Annotated in this window: 18 protein-coding genes; 6 read left to right on the top strand and 12 right to left on the bottom strand. The window is 44.6% G+C overall.

Features of this window, described 5'->3' with window-relative positions; all coding sequences use genetic code 11:
* Positions 1–5: 5 nt before the first annotated feature.
* The gene (locus tag ACEW9J_RS05880) at positions 6–377 is read right to left on the bottom strand and encodes an NINE protein (protein ID WP_373544204.1); all 372 of its coding nucleotides are present in this window, start codon (positions 375–377) and stop codon (positions 6–8) included.
* Between the two features lie 37 nt (positions 378–414).
* On the bottom strand, positions 415–690 hold the full coding sequence (locus ACEW9J_RS05875; RefSeq protein WP_373544203.1) for a hypothetical protein: 276 nt from the start codon (positions 688–690) through the stop codon (positions 415–417).
* A gap of 95 nt (positions 691–785) precedes the next feature.
* Between ACEW9J_RS05875 and ACEW9J_RS05870 the strand changes: the two genes are divergently transcribed.
* On the top strand, positions 786–911 hold the full coding sequence (locus tag ACEW9J_RS05870) for a hypothetical protein (protein WP_373544202.1): 126 nt from the start codon (positions 786–788) through the stop codon (positions 909–911).
* A gap of 56 nt (positions 912–967) precedes the next feature.
* Here the strand turns inward: ACEW9J_RS05870 and ACEW9J_RS05865 are convergent, their stop codons facing one another.
* The 3 genes from ACEW9J_RS05865 to ACEW9J_RS05855 all read right to left on the bottom strand — a co-directional run bounded on the left by ACEW9J_RS05865 (position 968) and on the right by ACEW9J_RS05855 (position 4,161).
* The gene (locus ACEW9J_RS05865; RefSeq protein WP_373544201.1) at positions 968–2,341 is read right to left on the bottom strand and encodes a DUF4335 domain-containing protein; all 1,374 of its coding nucleotides are present in this window, start codon (positions 2,339–2,341) and stop codon (positions 968–970) included.
* A 220-nt stretch (positions 2,342–2,561) separates the two neighbouring features.
* On the bottom strand, positions 2,562–2,831 hold the full coding sequence (locus tag ACEW9J_RS05860; protein ID WP_373544200.1) for a YciI family protein: 270 nt from the start codon (positions 2,829–2,831) through the stop codon (positions 2,562–2,564).
* 196 nt (positions 2,832–3,027) lie between these two features.
* Positions 3,028–4,161 carry a SpoIID/LytB domain-containing protein gene (locus tag ACEW9J_RS05855; RefSeq protein ID WP_373544199.1) on the bottom strand — a complete coding sequence of 378 codons (1,134 nt, stop codon included), beginning with the start codon at positions 4,159–4,161 and terminating at the stop codon, positions 3,028–3,030.
* Between the two features lie 158 nt (positions 4,162–4,319).
* On the opposite strand from ACEW9J_RS05855, the gene ACEW9J_RS05850 reads away from it, so the two are divergent.
* Positions 4,320–5,462, top strand: a complete 1,143-nt coding sequence (locus ACEW9J_RS05850; RefSeq protein ID WP_373544198.1) for a DegT/DnrJ/EryC1/StrS family aminotransferase — start codon at positions 4,320–4,322, stop codon at positions 5,460–5,462.
* A gap of 78 nt (positions 5,463–5,540) precedes the next feature.
* Here the strand turns inward: ACEW9J_RS05850 and ACEW9J_RS05845 are convergent, their stop codons facing one another.
* Positions 5,541–6,221, bottom strand: coding sequence for a biopolymer transporter ExbD (locus tag ACEW9J_RS05845; protein WP_373544197.1), 681 nt, complete (start codon positions 6,219–6,221; stop codon positions 5,541–5,543).
* A gap of 128 nt (positions 6,222–6,349) precedes the next feature.
* Here ACEW9J_RS05845 and ACEW9J_RS05840 point away from each other — a divergent pair, with 128 nt between their 5' ends.
* Entirely contained in the window at positions 6,350–7,285 is a 936-nt protein-coding gene (locus ACEW9J_RS05840) for a ribonuclease Z (RefSeq protein ID WP_373544196.1), read from the top strand.
* 486 nt (positions 7,286–7,771) lie between these two features.
* Here the strand turns inward: ACEW9J_RS05840 and ACEW9J_RS05835 are convergent, their stop codons facing one another.
* From ACEW9J_RS05835 to gyrB, 3 genes are all read right to left on the bottom strand, one after another.
* The gene (locus ACEW9J_RS05835; RefSeq protein WP_373544195.1) at positions 7,772–8,464 is read right to left on the bottom strand and encodes a hypothetical protein; all 693 of its coding nucleotides are present in this window, start codon (positions 8,462–8,464) and stop codon (positions 7,772–7,774) included.
* A gap of 284 nt (positions 8,465–8,748) precedes the next feature.
* On the bottom strand, positions 8,749–9,234 hold the full coding sequence (locus tag ACEW9J_RS05830) for an N-acetyltransferase family protein (RefSeq protein WP_373544194.1): 486 nt from the start codon (positions 9,232–9,234) through the stop codon (positions 8,749–8,751).
* Positions 9,235–9,369: 135 nt separating this feature from the next.
* On the bottom strand, positions 9,370–11,307 hold the full coding sequence (gene gyrB, locus ACEW9J_RS05825; RefSeq protein ID WP_373544193.1) for a DNA topoisomerase (ATP-hydrolyzing) subunit B: 1,938 nt from the start codon (positions 11,305–11,307) through the stop codon (positions 9,370–9,372).
* Positions 11,308–11,498: 191 nt separating this feature from the next.
* On the opposite strand from gyrB, the gene miaA reads away from it, so the two are divergent.
* Positions 11,499–12,425, top strand: a complete 927-nt coding sequence (gene miaA / locus ACEW9J_RS05820) for a tRNA (adenosine(37)-N6)-dimethylallyltransferase MiaA (protein ID WP_373544192.1) — start codon at positions 11,499–11,501, stop codon at positions 12,423–12,425.
* A 41-nt stretch (positions 12,426–12,466) separates the two neighbouring features.
* Here the strand turns inward: miaA and ACEW9J_RS05815 are convergent, their stop codons facing one another.
* Both ACEW9J_RS05815 and egtB read right to left on the bottom strand, forming a co-directional pair.
* Entirely contained in the window at positions 12,467–13,270 is an 804-nt protein-coding gene (locus tag ACEW9J_RS05815) for a hypothetical protein (RefSeq protein WP_373544191.1), read from the bottom strand.
* A 52-nt stretch (positions 13,271–13,322) separates the two neighbouring features.
* Positions 13,323–14,573, bottom strand: a complete 1,251-nt coding sequence (gene egtB / locus ACEW9J_RS05810; RefSeq protein WP_373544190.1) for an ergothioneine biosynthesis protein EgtB — start codon at positions 14,571–14,573, stop codon at positions 13,323–13,325.
* A gap of 132 nt (positions 14,574–14,705) precedes the next feature.
* Here egtB and ACEW9J_RS05805 point away from each other — a divergent pair, with 132 nt between their 5' ends.
* Entirely contained in the window at positions 14,706–16,019 is a 1,314-nt protein-coding gene (locus ACEW9J_RS05805; protein ID WP_373544189.1) for a hypothetical protein, read from the top strand.
* Positions 16,020–16,073: 54 nt separating this feature from the next.
* Positions 16,074–16,943, top strand: a complete 870-nt coding sequence (locus ACEW9J_RS05800) for a branched-chain amino acid ABC transporter permease (RefSeq protein ID WP_373544188.1) — start codon at positions 16,074–16,076, stop codon at positions 16,941–16,943.
* A 1-nt stretch (position 16,944) separates the two neighbouring features.
* On the opposite strand, the gene ACEW9J_RS05795 is transcribed toward ACEW9J_RS05800, so the two are convergent.
* On the bottom strand, positions 16,945–17,220 hold the full coding sequence (locus tag ACEW9J_RS05795; RefSeq protein WP_373544233.1) for a Txe/YoeB family addiction module toxin: 276 nt from the start codon (positions 17,218–17,220) through the stop codon (positions 16,945–16,947).
* Between the last annotated feature and the right edge of the window lie 32 nt (positions 17,221–17,252).

The raw sequence follows: 17,252 nt of genomic DNA, 5'->3' as shown, positions 1-17,252 counted from the left end.
ACCGACTAAATATCGTCTAACATTTTCCGACGTTTGACTTCATATTCTTCAGCCGTAATAATTCCATCTTCATACAATTTTTTTAGTTCGTATAAAGTAGACGTAGCATCTTTAGTCGAGCGGCTAGTTGACGGAATTGGATAACTCATACCTCGATCGAGTAGATTTGGATCGATATAGTTAAACCTAGCATCAAACTCTCGATCGGGCATGAAGCATAGTCCTAAAAAATCAAAGAAGGACATAATACTAGGTATTAAAGTCCAAGAAAAAATCAAATATAGGATACCTTGAACATTTTTACCTAAATAAAATTTATGGATACCAAATGCACCACCAAAAAAACAAATTAGTATTGCTGCCGTTTTATTTCTCATCAGTTGTTTGCTCCGTGGATAAAACAGTCTCTGACTATCAGTTCTTTTTGCTTTTTTTCAGCCGCGCCATTAATAAGTAAATCCCGACAGTACCCAATTGTGCTGCGAGGAGGACTAAATAGGCAGAGAAATATGGATTGAGATGGGCACTAGATACCCAGGCAAACAAGATCGTACCGAGCAGTGTATAAGGTAATAGCTGCCACGATCTAGATCGCAAGTTGTCGATTGGTGGAGTAAGCTTGCTCATATATCTTCTATTTTGGTCAATCGCTACTAGGACTGTCAACCGCAGATCGATCGGTCCACTCACATTTTGTCGATTCGATCGCAGCGACAACCCTCAGACTGCCGCATACGCTTTGACAATTCTGTGCTGGTGGAAGCTACTCCCTTTCCACTCAAAGCATGAACCATTCACACTATGCCTACGGCAGGCTACCACCTGACGGTAGGCTTCGCCAACGCCAACGGCTACGCATTGCCTACGGCAGGCTAACACCAACAGTGCAAGCTATTCACTCACTACCCTAGATATCTAGTTTGACACTGGTTCGGGAGTATAAGTAAATCTACATTGCGAAATCGTTTCATTTCGGCGTGACTAAAATTTTTCCGTCAGATTGAAATATTACTTGATATTGAGCTAGCGGTTCTTGGGAAATAGCGGCTTGAGAGTTGAATTTTGCTAGCTGAGGGAGGGGAGTTTTTGCTTCAGAGTCGGCAGCTTGTCGATCTGTCGGTTCGTAGTCAGCGATTTCGCCAGTTTTAGTTACTGCGACGCGATAGTTGAGATTTTGGGCATCGATTGGCTTTGAGCTGGTTAATGATTTTTGGAGTGTGGTGGTGAGTTGCGCTGCTAGGGCTGTCTGCAATTTTGGTTCGGTAATTGCTTTGCCCAAGCCCATTGTCCCCTGCAATTGTCCCACTGGATCGATCTCGACGACTCCGGTGGGAGTGAATACTACGTTAAAATTACCGATTGCTTGATTTGGGTCGGTATTCTGGGTCGAGAGTTTGGCTAGAGGTAAGTTTGACTGTGCTGCATTTGTCTTCCCTACAGGCTGATAACTGACAATCTGACCATCTTGGTTGACGTTTACTTGGAAATTGGCAGGTTGTTTAATTTGGTTGCGCTCCTGCCAATTTTGGTTGAGATCTCGCTGTAGTTTGCGTTCGAGAAATCCGATTTGGGTAGCTTCAATAATTTGACCAGTTTTGGTGGGGAGGGCACTAGTGGATGGCGAGGTACTCGATGATGGCTGGCTCCCTGAGGTGGAAGTTGTGGCAGTAGCTACAGCCGCAGTCAAGGATTTGGGGGGTAAGACTTGGGGTGCGGGGAGTGCATAGCCAATCAGGCTGGCGACAACTAAGCTGGCTAGTCCCAATCCAGCGGGGACAGCCTGTGCGGAGATTGGTTGGGCGATCGCTCTGGTAACTGGTTGTAGTGGGATGATGATGTCTGGCAAAGTACGTCGATCTGCCAGAAATTGATCGATCGCTTCGAGGAGATCGAATAGTTGAATGGTAGATAAATTGACTTGCGTAGGTCGATCGATCTTGACGGCGACGCTGGTGGGGTGAAGTGAGTCTTCAGTAGCAATAGTACTGACTTTCGGCGCACTAATTTGGTTGCTGTGGGACTCTATTTTCGCCTGGAGATGATGGATATCGCGATCGCCTCTGACTAGCGATACTAGGCTCTCGGCTGTTTGCGATTGCAATGGGTGGGGGATGCCACTCAAAAATTCTTGGGCATAGTCGCTGACTGTTATAACTAAACTAGTCAGAAAATCTCGGCCGCCAAATAGGGGTTGTTCGCACCCTACAAAGTGACACTCAGCATTAAATAAGCTGGACATTAAGGGGCGCGGATCGGGGATGCCAGTGGTGGATGTGCCATCACTCAACCCGTCCAAAATTAGGGTACAGTTTGGCAAACTATACTGACGGCGAATAGTCATGGTAGTGCTTTTTCCGTAAAATTTAATATATGTAATGCGATTATATCAATCGATCGATGACACTCAGCTATTTCTGTATTTAAATCAAGCTAGGTGCTTATCCTACATAGTACCCATTCATCGCACCGTTGATGTAGTCTCCCCACTGGAGAATCGACTAGTTATCTCGATCGAATATCGCTAGAAATGTTCCCACAAATCCTTCGCCGCCAGATCTTGACTAGATGGCTTGAATCCATTCTTTGACTTGATATTCTGTCCAAATTCCGTTCGTCCAGTAGGGATCGGCTTCAATCAGATCGCAGACTTGTTGTCGATCGTTAGCTTCATAAATACCAAAAACTTTAGTGAGATCTTGGGTAGGACCGATCGTGACTAAGATTCCATCGGCTTTTTGCCGTGCTAATCCAGCCAAATGTGCCTCTCGATAAGGTGTGCGTTTGTTGACGACATCCTCACAATAATTACCCCACAGCACGTATTTTGTCATGAATATAAATAGATCGATCGATGGTCATTATAACCTGTTGCAAATTGCTGCTCGATCGGATCTCCTCCACCTAGCCAACGGGCGCAACCCTTCTCACTTGAAATTTGCTGATTGTTACAAATAGTAATTGCGATCGGACGATCCAACATTAGAGGCTACGCTGATAATTTAGGACTGCTATAGTTGACAGTTGACATTAATTTCGCTCCGCTAAGTTTTCGATCTCTACACCGGAATAGTAGTGAGCCAAGATATTTGGATACGTCATCCCTTGCTGGGCGAGATTATATGCCCCCCACTGACTCATGCCTAATCCGTGCCCATAACCGCGTCCAGTGAAGAGAAATCCTTCTGGTGTAGGGGTAATCGTAAACCGGAGACTGCGAAGTTTGAGCGCAGTTCGCACTTGAGTTCCGGTCAAAGTTTTTGCTGTATCACCACTAATTTTGAGACTTACGACACTACCAAATTGAGTGGTGCGATCGGGTGCGATCGTTTTGAGCTGCTTCATTTTTAGCCCTTGACTGAGTTGAGCCGTAGTAAATGCCTGAGTCCATTCATATCCAGGCGTACCCAGATCGAAGTCTGGCACTCCTCGTAAGTAAGCCAAGCGATTCGACCAAATGTCTTCAACATTCTCTGTATGCCCCCCAGAAGCCGAATGAAAGGCTGCTAAGATCGGTTTGCCTTGATATGTCAGGATTTGACCTAAAGTGGCATTAACGGCTAGTTGAGTGGTGTCTGCTTCGCTAGACAGACCTCGGTACACCTGACTGATTTGGCTACTATCAACGTCGAATAATTTTTTGGTGGTGGATCGACGGCGATAGAGTGCGTAGGTACGTGCAGCAACGGCTTGAGCCTTGAGAGCTTCCATCGGAAAAGTCGCACTCATCTCCGCACCTAAGACGCTGTAGAGATACTGTTCGAGATCGACATGATTTATGACTACCAGTTTTTTGCCACTCGAAATCACCTGCACCGCTCCACGATACCAACGATCGTCGATCCAGATGTAGCCACCCTGTTGCGGCTCGATCCACAGTTGAGTTACTTGGCGATCGCCAAATTCGATCTCATCGTTATTGGCTATAGCCAGTAAGGCTTTGAGCGGCTGGAGTTCGGCAAATTTTTGCCGATTGCCATCGCTGACGATCGCTGGAGTAGAGGCGGCGAGACTAACTTGGGGAATTTTTTGGGCGACGGCGACTCGCAATCGCTCGGCTTGAGCTGGGGCGATCGTCATCAGCCACAATAGACAAAACCATCCAGTCTGTTTACCCAATTGCAGAATCCGCATCATCAAAAATTTATCATTTAGAAAAGCCATGATACTATGGAACGCTTGGCATTTGAATCGCGTCTGGAAACGAAGATCGAAATCGAAATCGATCTTTTTTGCCCCACTCTGACTAGATTAGGGCGATCGCGATCGATATGGTTGACTATTCCGCTACAATTAATTGAAAATTCACGGTTATTAACGTTGTGAGTAACATCCCCCCTCTTGACCTCAAACGGCAGTATCAAGCGATCGGTGCTGATGTCAGCGCAGCGGTACTCGAAGTTTTAGCTTCAGGTGCTTACATTGGCGGACCGATCGTCCAAAACTTCGAGCAGCAATTTGCCACCTATGTCGGCACGACTGAATGTGTTGGTTGCAATTCTGGCACAGATGCTTTGTACCTAGCCTTGAGAGCGATGAATATCGGTGCTGGGGATGAGGTGATTACTACCCCCTTTACCTTTATTGCTACTGCCGAAACTATTAGTGGAGTGGGCGCAAAGCCAGTATTTGTCGATATCGATCTCGCTACTTTCAATCTCGATCTCAATCAATTGGCTGCGGCAATTACACCTCGCACTAAGGCAATTATGCCCGTGCATCTATTCGGAAATCCGGTGGATATGACGGAGCTAATGTCAATAGCTGCCCAGCATCATCTCACTGTCATCGAAGACTGCGCCCAAGCAACGGGGGCAAAATGGCAAGGTAAACCAGTCGGTAGCATCGGACATTTTGGTTGTTTTAGCTTCTTTCCTACCAAAAACCTCGGTGCTTGTGGGGATGGTGGTGCGATTACGCTCAATGATCCTAGGTTAGCTGCCGATTTGCAGATGTTTCGCGAACATGGCAGCCGTCAGCGATATTATCATGAAGCGATCGGTGTCAATAGTCGGCTCGATGCAATTCAAGCAGCGATCCTGAGGGTAAAACTTCCACATCTCGATCTCTGGAATCAACAAAGATCCGCCGTCGCCAGCCGCTATCAACAGTTACTTGCCAACATTCCGGGGATTATTACCCCACAAGTCACACCTGGGGGTGAATCCGCCTGGAATCAATACACGATTAGGGTAGTTGCACCGACAGGAACAGATGCCGCAGCTCACCGCGATCGAGTTCGTGCTAGTCTCCAAGAAGCTGGGGTCATCTCGATGATCTATTACCCTTTGCCTTTGCATTTACAGGCGGTATATCAGGATCTCGGCTACCCAGTCGGGAGTTTCCCCAATACCGAACTTGTCAGTCATGAGGTGTTATCCTTGCCGATGTTCCCCGAGCTTACTTTCGAGGAACAGCAACGAGTTGTATATGCCTTGAAGGACGCAATCGATACTTGTAGATAGATCTAGCGATCGAAGTCTTATCCCCTCATTCATGGTTAAGGAATCAGAACTCGATCGCTACTCATTCGCTCCTCAATTCTAAGGGGACTTAATCGGAGTTGGCGATCGAGTTGGTTGGGTTACAGGAGTAGGATTGACTTGTGGGGGTGCAGATGAGCCTGGGGTGGGATTTACAGCTCCAGGATTTGGCGTAACCCCAGGTACGATTCCAGGATTTGGCTGTGCAACACGAGGATTTATGGCACCAGGATTTACAGCTCCAGGATTAGATGGGTTTACGCTTTGGTAGGGATTGTATGGATTTGGGTACCCTGGGAGATTGTCGATAACTGGGGGAGTGGGAGCCGTAGTATTCGTGGGTAAAGTTGCTAGTGCTACTCGATCGCCAGCAACACCTCTGAGCGCGTCGAGGACTTCCACGACCTGATTGTAGCTCACCTGTTTAGAAGCATACAAGACGATCGAGCTATTGGGACGTGCTTGGCGATACTGTTTGATAGCTTCGATCAATTGTCCAGGGACTAACATCGGTTGCTGCTCTAAAAACAGTTGCCCCTTGTCACTGAGCGTAACCATCAGCAGTTCGCGCGCGGCGGGGGCACCGCTGGAAGCCTTGGGAATATCGACGTTGATTGCCTGTTGTCTGGCTACCTGTAGCCCTGCCAATAGGAAAAATGTCAAAATACAAAAAATCACATCTATGAGCGGTACTAGCTCGATTCTTGGCTCTTGGTCGGTATTCCCAGAATTTATTTTCATAGTAGAGTTAGAGTTTAAATTATTATTTCCATCACCCTACTACTCTCTACACTCGATCGTCTACCCCCTGATTTAAAGCCAGTGTCATCCTTTATAATTTAAATACCGAATAAAAGCGATCGAATAACGTGCAAATTACCTTCCTTGGCACATCTTCTGGTGTCCCCACTAGGGCGCGAAATGTTTCTAGCATTGCCCTCAATCTCCCCCAACGAGCAGAAGTATGGCTATTTGATTGCGGTGAAGCCACCCAGCATCAATTACTCCGTTGCGATGTCAAAATCAGCCAGATTCGGCGAATTTTTGTCACTCATTTGCATGGCGATCATATTTTTGGTTTAATGGGATTGTTGGCTACATATGGCATGGCGGGTAGTCCAGATCAAATTGATATTTATGGCCCTAAAGGATTGGATGAGTATCTGCGGGCGTGTCAAAAGTATTCCTATACTCATTTAAACTATCCGCTGAAGGTACATACGATCGAGCCTGGGGTAGTTCACCGTGAGGCAGACTTTACAGTTACTTGTATTCCGCTCAAGCACAAGGTACCAGCATATGGCTATCGCGTCAGCGAAACCGATCGATCTGGTAAATTTAATCTAGAGCAGGCAGAGGAATTAAATATTCCTTCAGGGCCAATCTATGGGAAGTTAAAAAATGGTGAGGTGGTAACTTTACCCGACGGTAGAATTATTAATGGTCGAGATTTGTGTGGCGATCCCGAAATTGGGCGGAAATTTGTTTATTGTACCGATACCGTCTATTGTGACAATTCGGTTGAATTAGCGGCTGATGCTGATGTCTTAATTCATGAATCTACCTTTGCCCACCAAGACGCCGAGATGGCATTTGACAGGCTGCATTCTACTTCGACAATGGCGGCTCAAGTGGCTTTGGGTGCTGGAGCTAAGGAACTGATCTTAACTCATTTTAGTCCCCGCTACGCTCCAGGCAATGCGATCGTGCTTGACGATCTATTACAAGCAGCACGAGCGATTTTTCCAAATACGCGGATGGCTTACGATCTGATGACTCATGAAGTGCCGCGTAGAGTTAAGTAGTTCACAGTTGACAGTTAAAATATTGGGTTGGGGTTTGTGAATTAAGATCAAAGCCCAAAATTGAAGTGAATTACTTCAATTAAAAATGATCCAGATATTTTCTACTTTCGACCGCTCTGGTGGGAAGTTTAGTTCCCCGTTAGTAGAAATTAAGTAGAGGAAGCGACAGAAACTCTACAATATCCGGATATTTAGTGGATCGATATCTATACTTAAAATGACATTTCGTTCATTATTTTCTGCACTGTCTACCCTCCTACCGTCGCTCTCTTACGGTGGGCAGTACTGAGTCACTGCGACATAACCCTCATCCAGTGTTTTGGATATCTTATATAAATAAGGAAAATAACTGTAATAGCAACAGGAATTAATTACTGATTCCATATATCTATACTAGCTGAGTCGTTCCATTCTAAAATCATCCAAAAGGATGAGAATTTAAAACAATTTTTGCTGGTAGTATTGAAGATGTGTAATTCAATATTTCTATAGATCTAAATCTCGAAGTTCGCGCTGTTTATGGTTGAACTGCTTTTGCTCCACTGTCAACAGTTGAGCGTCATCGATCGAGTGCATATCCCATTGCAATTCTGCCAATAGGAATAGGCTACCCGCAGTAACAATACCAGTCAGGAGAAACTGCCACTCGGGAACGTAGGATAGAAATGAGATCGCCCCAAAATGTAGCAAACCACTGAACATAAATGCGCGAGAGCGTAGTCCCCAAGCCGTTACCAGATATCCGATCCCACTTAGCCCCAGCCACAGTTCACACAGATGTGGCAATACCACCCATCCGCCACCAAAGATGCCCCAGTTGGTCAATAGTACCCCGCCAATCATCAATCCGACCCAGGTATACACTACCCAGCGCAATCGCTCTACCGTCACCCAATACCAAGCCAAACGGCAAGTACCCCATGAGCCAACCAGCGTCAACACTGACCACAGCATTGCCTGATCTGCCCAACTGAGGGTCAAAAACTGAGCTGTCAAGAAGATGACCGCCGTAATACTACCCCACAATACAAAAACTTGGTCGATCCGGGTATAAAAGCTAGAGAATAGTTTTAAGTCTTTGATTTGGATATGGATGTGCAGGAGTCCTTCAAGATCTTGGACATCTAAAGCATGTTGTTTGCGGCGGATAATTGGCTGTGTAGTGCTAAAAGCAGTCATTCTTTAGGGATTAGTGAGTATTTTTGTATGATTAACTATAGTCTAATGTGGGCGATCCATCGTGCTGACATTTTGCACCAATCCAAATCCCCAACTTCTACCGCGTTTGGGTAGCCTAAATCTATGCTATGACTAAGGATAATTATCGCCTGGCACAAGCTATCGCGATCCTAAATTATCAGCTTAACCCCCAGATGGCGGGCATAGAGCCAAGCAATCCTAGTTAACTTTACCAATAGGCACTCAAATGGGATTGCTATATGAGTCAGAATCGATAAGACATCCTATACTTGTCTTCCCAAAATGACTAAATCTCTGTCGATCCCATTGAGTTCGGCGATTTGAGGTAAATAACCCCATTGCTGAAAGTCATATTTTTTAAATAGATTTAGGCTCGGTTGATTGTGAGCAAAGATAAATGCCACTAGTGTTTTTAAGTCTAAAGTTGGAGTGCTAGAAATTGCCTTAGCTAATAGTTGAGTCCCTAATTTTTTGTGGTGACAATCTGGAGATACATACACACTCACCTCCGCAGTATGACGATAAGCGTCTCGCCCATAAAACGATCGAAAGCTAAACCATGCTTTAATTTCATCATCTACCTCTAATACCCATAATGGGCGACGTTCGGGTGTATGAGCTGTAAACCACTCCATCCGACTTGTCACCGTCACTGGCTCTAAATCAGCCGTCGCCATGCGTCCAGGTATCGATGTATTGTAAATCTCAATAATTGCAGGTAAATCTTCGATCGTCGCGTCGCGAATCATGGTGTCAGGTTTTAGGTTTTAGGTTTTAGGGATGAGGTTTAAATTAGAAAAGTCGCAAGATCCGTGCCGATGGGATCGGCAGCGGATTACGACTTATCACAATTTAAATCTATTAAGACCCTAGCTATTAGCTGTCTAAATATCTAGATCCATCAGATTTAATTTAGGCCCATAAGTTTCAATAAACTCCCGTCGAGGTGCCACGCGATCGCCCATTAGAATTGTAAAAATCCGATCGGCTTCTGCTGCATCTTGAATCTCAACTCGTTTGAGTGTGCGAGTTTCCCGATCCATTGTAGTTTCCCACAATTGCTTGGGCATCATTTCTCCCAATCCTTTGAACCGTTGAATTGTGTAGTTAGCATTGGATGGAAATTCAGCAATCTTCCGTTGCAATTCACGTTCGCTATAGCAGTAATAGTGATTGCGTCCGCGTTCCAATTTGTACAGCGGTGGACAAGCGATATAGATATAGCCTTCCTCAATCAATGCCCGTTGGTAACGATAAAAGAATGTGAGTAATAGCGTCCGAATGTGGGCACCATCCACGTCAGCATCAGTCATCAAACAAATCCGGTGATAACGGAGTTGTTTGGCATTAAATTCTTCACCCCTTACACCCAAACCTAATGCAGTAATTAGAGCCTGAATTTCAGTATTTTTATAAATCTTTGAATCATCAGTTTTTTCGATGTTCAAGATTTTACCACGTAGAGGTAAGATTGCTTGGAAACGTCTATCCCGTCCTTGTTTGGCACTCCCGCCCGCCGAATCGCCTTCAACGATGAAAATCTCTGATTCGCTTGGATCTTTCGAGCTACAATCTGCTAATTTACCAGGTAAAGTAGATGACTCTAGTACTGACTTCCGCCGGACTAATTCCCGCGCTCTTCTGGCTGCTTCTGCTGCATTAAAAGCTTGAAGTGCTTTCTCTAAAATTGCATCGGCAATATTTGGGCGAAACTCTAAGTACTCAGTCAAAGCTTCCGAAACGATCGAGTCTACAATACCGCGAACTTCACTATTTCCGAGCTTAGTCTTAGTTTGTCCCTCAAATTCAGGATTGGGTACCTTGACAGAGACAATCGCGGTTAAACCTTCTCGAATATTCTCACCACCGAGGTTAGAATCTCCTTCTTTGAGTTTATTCCGTTTGCGACCGATCGCATTCATCGTTCGAGTTAAAACAACTTTTAGCCCGTCTAAATGCGTCCCCCCTTCCTTGGTTTGAATATTATTTGCAAAACCTAAGATATTATCGGTGTAGGCATCAACACACCATTGCAGCGCGACTTCTACCTGAACTTTATTCTTCTCACTTTGGATGTAGATGACTTCTTCGTGAAGGGGTTGCTTATCGACATTTAGGTAAGCAATATATTCTTTAATCCCGCCTTCATAAAAATAATTCTCAACCTTGGGTTGGTCACTTTCTAATAGTTCTAGCCGATAATCACTAAAACTAATCCGCAAGCCCGCATTGAGATAAGCTAACTGTTTGAACCTAACGGCTAAAGTATCAAAATCGAAGACAATCCCTTCTTTGAAAATCTCGGTGTCTGGTAAGAACGTCACCGTCGTACCAGTCCGATCTTCGGGACTAGGAACGATTTCTAGTCCCGATACCGCAATCCCCTTCTCAAAGCGTTGGGTATGAATTTTCTGATTCCGCCATACCTTGACTTCGACATGAGCTGAGAGCGCATTTACGACCGAAATCCCGACTCCATGCAAACCACCAGAAACGGTATAACCACCATCCCCAAATTTACCCCCAGCATGGAGAACTGTTAAGACTGTCTCAATAGTTGATTTACCCGTCTGCGGATTGATCCCCGCCGGAATCCCCCGTCCATCATCGATGACGGTAATCGAACCATTAGCATTGATGGAAATATCAATGTTTTTGCAATGACCAGCTAATGCTTCGTCGATCGAGTTGTCCGCAACCTCATATACTAAATGATGGAGTCCAGTCGCCGAAGTGTTGCCAATATACATCCCCGGTCGAACGCGGACGGCTTCTAGTCCCTCCAGTACCCGGATGTTGTCGTCACCATAATCGCTGGTCATAAATGATGCTCCAATAATGAGTCACAAGCCGCTATTGGCTGTACCGATGATAAATCACTCCAAAATTATAACACAGATAGGTTATGAACGAATCTAGATAGTTCTGAGAATATTTTCTGGAGTAAGATCTAGGTAACGCAGAGGAGCGGAGGGGTAGGGGAGCGTAGATTGACTAGAATGGGTGTGGATTGATGTTAATTGTTATTTGTGGTGCGACGGCGACGGGAAAATCAGGACTGGCGATCTCCATCGCCCAACGGCTCAATTCAGAAATACTCAGTGCAGACTCTCGGCAGATCTATCGAGATTTTGATATTGCGACGGCGACGGTATCTAAAGCGGAACTGGCTCTGGTGCCGCATCACTTTGTTAGTACATCAGATCCTCATCATACTGTAACGGTTGCCCAATATCAAGCAGAGGCACAGGCACTAATCGATCGACTCCAACAGCAGAGACAGGTACCATTAATGGTTGGCGGTACGGGACTATATATTAAGTCATTGGTAAAGGGGATGAAAATGCCCAGAGTTGCAGCAGATGAAGATTTGCGATCGCAATTAACCAATCTCGGTCAGGTGCAATGCTACCAGATTTTGCAACGAGTCGATCCTCAAGCCGCTCATAAAATTTATGCCAACGATCCCAGACGCACGATTCGAGCTTTGGAAGTTTATTATGTCACAGGGCGGACTATTTCTAGTCAGCAGGGCGAATACCCGCCGAGCTATCCAATTCTTCAGATTGGTTTGGATTGTGAAAATTTAGATATCCTCGCCCTCCGCATCGAACATCGCGCCCAGCAAATGATTGAATTGGGTTGGGAGGATGAGGTGAGATATTTGGGTGCTAAATATGGATGGGATTTGCCACTACTCAAGACACTGGGATATGCTCAGATGCGTCAGTATATCCAGGGTGAGATTAGTTTAGCAGCCGCGATCGAGTTGACGACCTTATTCACTCGTCAATTTGCCAAACGTCAACGTACTTGGTTCAAAGCTATTCCCGAAATTGAGTGGTTTGATAGCAACGATCCAATCTTACTCGATCGAGTCTGGCATCGAGTAAGACAGTTTCGTGACGCAAATCAAAACCATCAATATCTTAAATATTAATTCAAATTTACTCTATTATCATTAGTCTCATTTTTCGCATTTTAAAAGCCTTGTTTTCTCTTAAAAGCTTTCATTATTTTATTCAACTGTTCATCAGAAGTATCATTGCGTCCTTGTTGAAAAGCTTTAAGCCCAGTATCGAAAAAATTCATTACGCATGGCGATACACCAAATTCTTGTGGCTCATAACGACCATTTGACAATGAAACACTAGTTCCCTTCCAATTGTAGGATTTCTCTTTAATAGAACCTATTATCAAAATATTACAAATTTTAGAAATAACATAATATTCCTCATTTGAGTGCATAGTATCATAGTCTACTGAGCGTGTAAAATATATGGCTAAGTCTTTAAGATCCATTTCTTCAGATGCCGATGTAGGCTTATCAAGAATTAAAAGGTGCTGTCGATAACTTGCGATATCTTCCCGTCGTCCACACAAATAATCTTGCCATACTTTCAACGTGGGCTGAACTAGAGAACCATGTCCATATGGTAAATATTCATAGCCATCTCGTGTTAGGTGAGTTAGAACCCTCCAGGAGAGGGAGACGCAAAATTTTGATAGCCATTGATCGTAATCAAATGCTAAATCATTTTGTCCCAATTTATGTACTGGATGAAAAATTTTATCTGCAAATTGCTTTTCCCAAGTTGAGAATAGATCTTCACATTCTGAGCCTAATAGTTTATACTTATCCCCATCACTAACCCGCTTATTAGGATTACTGGATTTCCTCAAGAATCCTGTAGGAGAGATAGATTTTATCCATCTAAAAACGAAGGAAGGAATAATATGGCTGTCTTCACGCGTTGGTTCATTCTGACAAAGCTTACATAACATAAATTAAGTTTTATCTCTATTGAGAATATGATAAGTATACATTAAATTATTTTTAATAACTTGCCAAGCGAATTCCTGAAAATTGCCAGCGGGTTGAGGGTGGGAAGAAGTTGCGATATGTGGGACGAATATGATTGGCTGAAGTCACACAAGAACCACCTCGTAAGACCATTTGATTGCACATAAATTTACCATTGTATTCCCCGATCGCACCGTCAGCAATTTGAAAACCAGGATAGGGTAAATAAGCACTTTGTGTCCATTCCCAGACATCTCCAAAAAACTGATGATGAAGATTATTCGCAGGGGTAGGATCTAAATAATCACTATCTAGAAAATTACCAACTTGGGGCAGATCGATCGTGGCAATTTCCCATTCAGCTTCGGTGGGGAGTCGCTTTCCTTTCCAAGTCGCATAAGCATCAGCCTCATAGAAACTAACGTGACAAACTGGCTTTCGTTCATCGACTCGTTGCAATCCACCTAATGTCATCACGTACCAGTCATTATCGATTAGTTCCCAATATAATGGCGATCGCCATTGATGGGTTTGTACAGTCGCCCAGCCTTCAGCTAGCCAATATTTAGCTTCTTGATAGCCGCCAGTTTGGATGAATTCTAGGTATTCACCATTGGTAACTAAACGATTACCTAATTTGTAGTCTTGGAGATATGTTTGATGGCGAGGAGATTCATTATCAAAGGCGAATTCATCACCTTGATGACCGATACTATATAAGCCACCTGAATATTTTAGCCATTGAAAAGTGCTGTCTGTGAAAGTAGCTGGAGATTGTAGATCGTCGCGATAGATAGGATGCAGAGGATTGAGTGCTAATATATGTTTGATATCGGTAAGTAATAGTTCTTGATGTTGTTGTTCGTGGTGTAATCCTAAGATGAGGAGATCGGCTAAATCGGGATGTTCGACTAAGCAGAGTAATTCCATCATGGCTCGATCGACATGAGTGCGATACCGATAAACTTCTGCTACTTTCGGACGAGAAAGCAGTCCCCGTTGATGACGCGGATGACGTGCGCCAACGGCTTCATAGTAAGAGTTGAATAGATAACCAAATTGGGGATGAAAGACGGTATATCCTGGTAAATATGGTAGGAGTAGAAAAGTTTCAAAAAACCAGGTAGTATGTGCGAGATGCCATTTAGGTGGACTTACATCGGACATACTTTGGATGGTGTAGTCTTCGATCTCTAACGGTTGACAAATTTTTTCGCTGACTTGCCGAACTTGTTGATATCGATCTAGTAGCAATGGTGTGGGAGTCGCAATCATAGATAGCATAGATTTTTAAAAACTCAAGAGTGGCAGCTTAAAATATATCATCTAATAAAATTGTGACATATCTAAATTTAGAATGGAACTAAATAGAGCGAGATTAGTTCATACTGAGATAGTTAATTAGCCTCTGACTCTATGCCTAGATTTAGTTTATTCTTTAAGCGTATCTTGCCACTTTTAGTATTATTTCTCACGCCGATTATTGCCGTTATCGCGATTAATTCACGTTCGGTAGCATTTCCGACTCAAATCGCTCAAAGAATTACTCCCCCAGGCTTGACTACCCCGACAACACCCCCAGCAGAACCACAATTACCGATTCCCGTACCTTTGCCCAGAAATCCACTCCCTGGCGACATTAAACCCTCTATTCCCACCAACCCGACAACCAATCCCACTCCAATTCCTGATTCATCACAATTTCCGACAAATCATACTAATCGGTTCATTTCACCACCAGAGCGGGACAAGATCTCCGCCTATCTCCGCAGTCGTAATGTCAGTACTAATGGGCTTGTTAATGCGCTGACAGATACTCGATTTATTTTACACGACACTTCAGTATTGATGTCTCCGAGTACACTCGATCGCGAACGCCAGATCGGGCGAGGGCCGCTAGGATTGGGTGTCAACGCTTTTCTACCGCGCGAAAATACCGCAGTGCTAGCACGTCCTAATTTTTACGAAGCCCGCAGACCGACGACAACTGAGTTTGAAAAAGCTAGTGATATATTAGTGAAGCCAGAACGAGAGCGACTATTACGACAGGTTTGGCGATCGACTAATGATAATGCTCGTCGTCAAGCTCTCGATACCGCACTCGCCAATCTCGGCTTGAGTGCGAGTGAAATCGCCACAGAACAAACTGAAGCTAGGGGAAAATTAGCCGCCGCCAGTGGACGCATCTACACTACCGCCACCTGGTCGGTAGAATCGATTTGTACCCGCTTTAATGGTGGCGATCGATCTGTAGCTATTCCCAACCAAGAGGAGGCTCTCCGCAGTGCTTGTGCGCCCTTGAGTAACTATTTTAATATCCGCAACGCTCGCGTCAAATCGACTGTAGCTGCTGAAATCATTCAAGTCGGTGCGCGTTCCGAGCGCGGTAATCAAAATACCTGTAGTGCCAGCAACCCAAATATCGCTACATTTCCCAATCCTGCTTACTCAGAAAATCAGTATACTTCGGCTACCGCCCTATATCTCCGTGCGGCTCTAGCTGCTGGCAAATTTCCGCAGATGACTACTCACTTCACGCTCGATACCTTCGATCCGGCGGGACACTGCGATCCGCGTTGTTTCAATCTCACTAAGCTCTATAGTTCGATCGCGTCAGTAGTAGGCAATGCTCAGGGAAGTAGTTATGGAATTACGCCTAGCTATGGTACTCGATCGGGTACCAATAATATCTGGTGGAACGATCGCATCTGTCATGGTTCTGCACCTTAGACAGTTGACAGTCAACTGTTAAGATAAGATCCTCTTAGTGATACTAGACAGAATATGGATCTCCAATTAATTGTAAATGGCATTGCCCTGGGTAGTATTATTGCCCTGGGCGCAGTTGGTTTGACCCTGACGTATGGCATTTTGCGGCTGTCAAACTTTGCTCACGGGGACTTTATGACTTTTGGGGCATTTATCGCTTGGATGCTGAATATGAGTCCGATTCCAGTGTTGAATAATATCTGGGTATCGATGCTGGTAGGCATTGTGGCGACTGTAGGTATGGCACTGCTAGCTGAAGCGATTTTGTGGAAACGAATGCGGATCGTCCGCGCCACATCGACGACGCTGGTGATTATATCGATCGGATTAGCCTTATTTATCCGCAACGGCATTCTATTAGTCTGGGGTAGCGATGCCAAACGTTATAATCTACCTGTCAGTGAAGCGATCGATCTATTCGGCATCAAGATTAAGTTCTATAATCTAGTTGTACTCGGTTTAGCAATAGTCGCGATCGCGGGACTACATTTTCTCTTGCAAAATACCAAAATTGGTAAAGCAATGCGGGCGGTAGCTGACGATATCGATCTCGCCCGTGTGACGGGAATTAATGTCGAACAAGTCGTACTTTGGACGTGGATTATTTCGGCTAGTTTGACCGGATTGGGCGGTCAAATGTATGGATTAGTGACTAATGTTCGCCCTGATATGGGTTGGTTTCTGATTATGCCCATGTTCGCCGCTGTGACATTGGGCGGGATTGGAAATCCTTATGGGGCGATCGCTGGAGCCTTTATTATTGGCATCGCCCAAGAAGTTTCCGTCCCGATTGTTGGTTCTCAATATAAACTCGCGATCGCCCTAATTCTGATGGTATTAACTCTGCTATTTCGTCCCCAAGGATTATTTAAAGGTACTGCCTAAATTACTCTTCATAATGGTAACGAGCCTGAAGAAAAATAATCCGGTTGCCATCAATCTGATATACTAGGCGATGCTCTAAATCGATGCGTCTAGACCAAGTATTCGGCGCAACATATTTTAGAGGTTCTGGTTTACCGATACCTGTAAAAGGATCGCCATCCAAAATATCGGCAAGCAAATCCATAATTCGGTCTGCTTTCTTTGGTTCGTATCGATACCACCACCGCAGATCTACCTTGAACTCTGGACTGAATAAAGGCGCAAATCCAATAACTATTGGCTGTACTGACTCCTCATCGCCACTATTGG

The organism is Chamaesiphon sp., assembly GCF_041737865.1.
Classification (GTDB): Bacteria; Cyanobacteriota; Cyanobacteriia; order Cyanobacteriales; family Chamaesiphonaceae; genus Chamaesiphon.
This window is presented reverse-complemented; position numbering and strand designations above follow the sequence as displayed.

What these genes read in the sequence shown, in the direction of transcription:
- ACEW9J_RS05880 (WP_373544204.1), bottom strand. Translation starts at nt 377, where the DNA reads ATGAGAAATAAAACGGCAGCAATACTAATTTGTTTTTTTGGTGGTGCA.
- ACEW9J_RS05870 (WP_373544202.1), top strand. Translation starts at nt 786, where the DNA reads ATGAACCATTCACACTATGCCTACGGCAGGCTACCACCTGACGGTAGG.
- ACEW9J_RS05865 (WP_373544201.1), bottom strand. Translation starts at nt 2,341, where the DNA reads ATGACTATTCGCCGTCAGTATAGTTTGCCAAACTGTACCCTAATTTTG.
- ACEW9J_RS05860 (WP_373544200.1), bottom strand. Translation starts at nt 2,831, where the DNA reads ATGACAAAATACGTGCTGTGGGGTAATTATTGTGAGGATGTCGTCAAC.
- ACEW9J_RS05855 (WP_373544199.1), bottom strand. Translation starts at nt 4,161, where the DNA reads ATGGCTTTTCTAAATGATAAATTTTTGATGATGCGGATTCTGCAATTG.
- ACEW9J_RS05845 (WP_373544197.1), bottom strand. Translation starts at nt 6,221, where the DNA reads ATGAAAATAAATTCTGGGAATACCGACCAAGAGCCAAGAATCGAGCTA.
- ACEW9J_RS05835 (WP_373544195.1), bottom strand. Translation starts at nt 8,464, where the DNA reads ATGACTGCTTTTAGCACTACACAGCCAATTATCCGCCGCAAACAACAT.
- ACEW9J_RS05830 (WP_373544194.1), bottom strand. Translation starts at nt 9,234, where the DNA reads ATGATTCGCGACGCGACGATCGAAGATTTACCTGCAATTATTGAGATT.
- gyrB (WP_373544193.1), bottom strand. Translation starts at nt 11,307, where the DNA reads ATGACCAGCGATTATGGTGACGACAACATCCGGGTACTGGAGGGACTA.
- miaA (WP_373544192.1), top strand. Translation starts at nt 11,499, where the DNA reads ATGTTAATTGTTATTTGTGGTGCGACGGCGACGGGAAAATCAGGACTG.
- ACEW9J_RS05815 (WP_373544191.1), bottom strand. Translation starts at nt 13,270, where the DNA reads ATGTTATGTAAGCTTTGTCAGAATGAACCAACGCGTGAAGACAGCCAT.
- egtB (WP_373544190.1), bottom strand. Translation starts at nt 14,573, where the DNA reads ATGCTATCTATGATTGCGACTCCCACACCATTGCTACTAGATCGATAT.
- ACEW9J_RS05805 (WP_373544189.1), top strand. Translation starts at nt 14,706, where the DNA reads ATGCCTAGATTTAGTTTATTCTTTAAGCGTATCTTGCCACTTTTAGTA.
- ACEW9J_RS05800 (WP_373544188.1), top strand. Translation starts at nt 16,074, where the DNA reads ATGGATCTCCAATTAATTGTAAATGGCATTGCCCTGGGTAGTATTATT.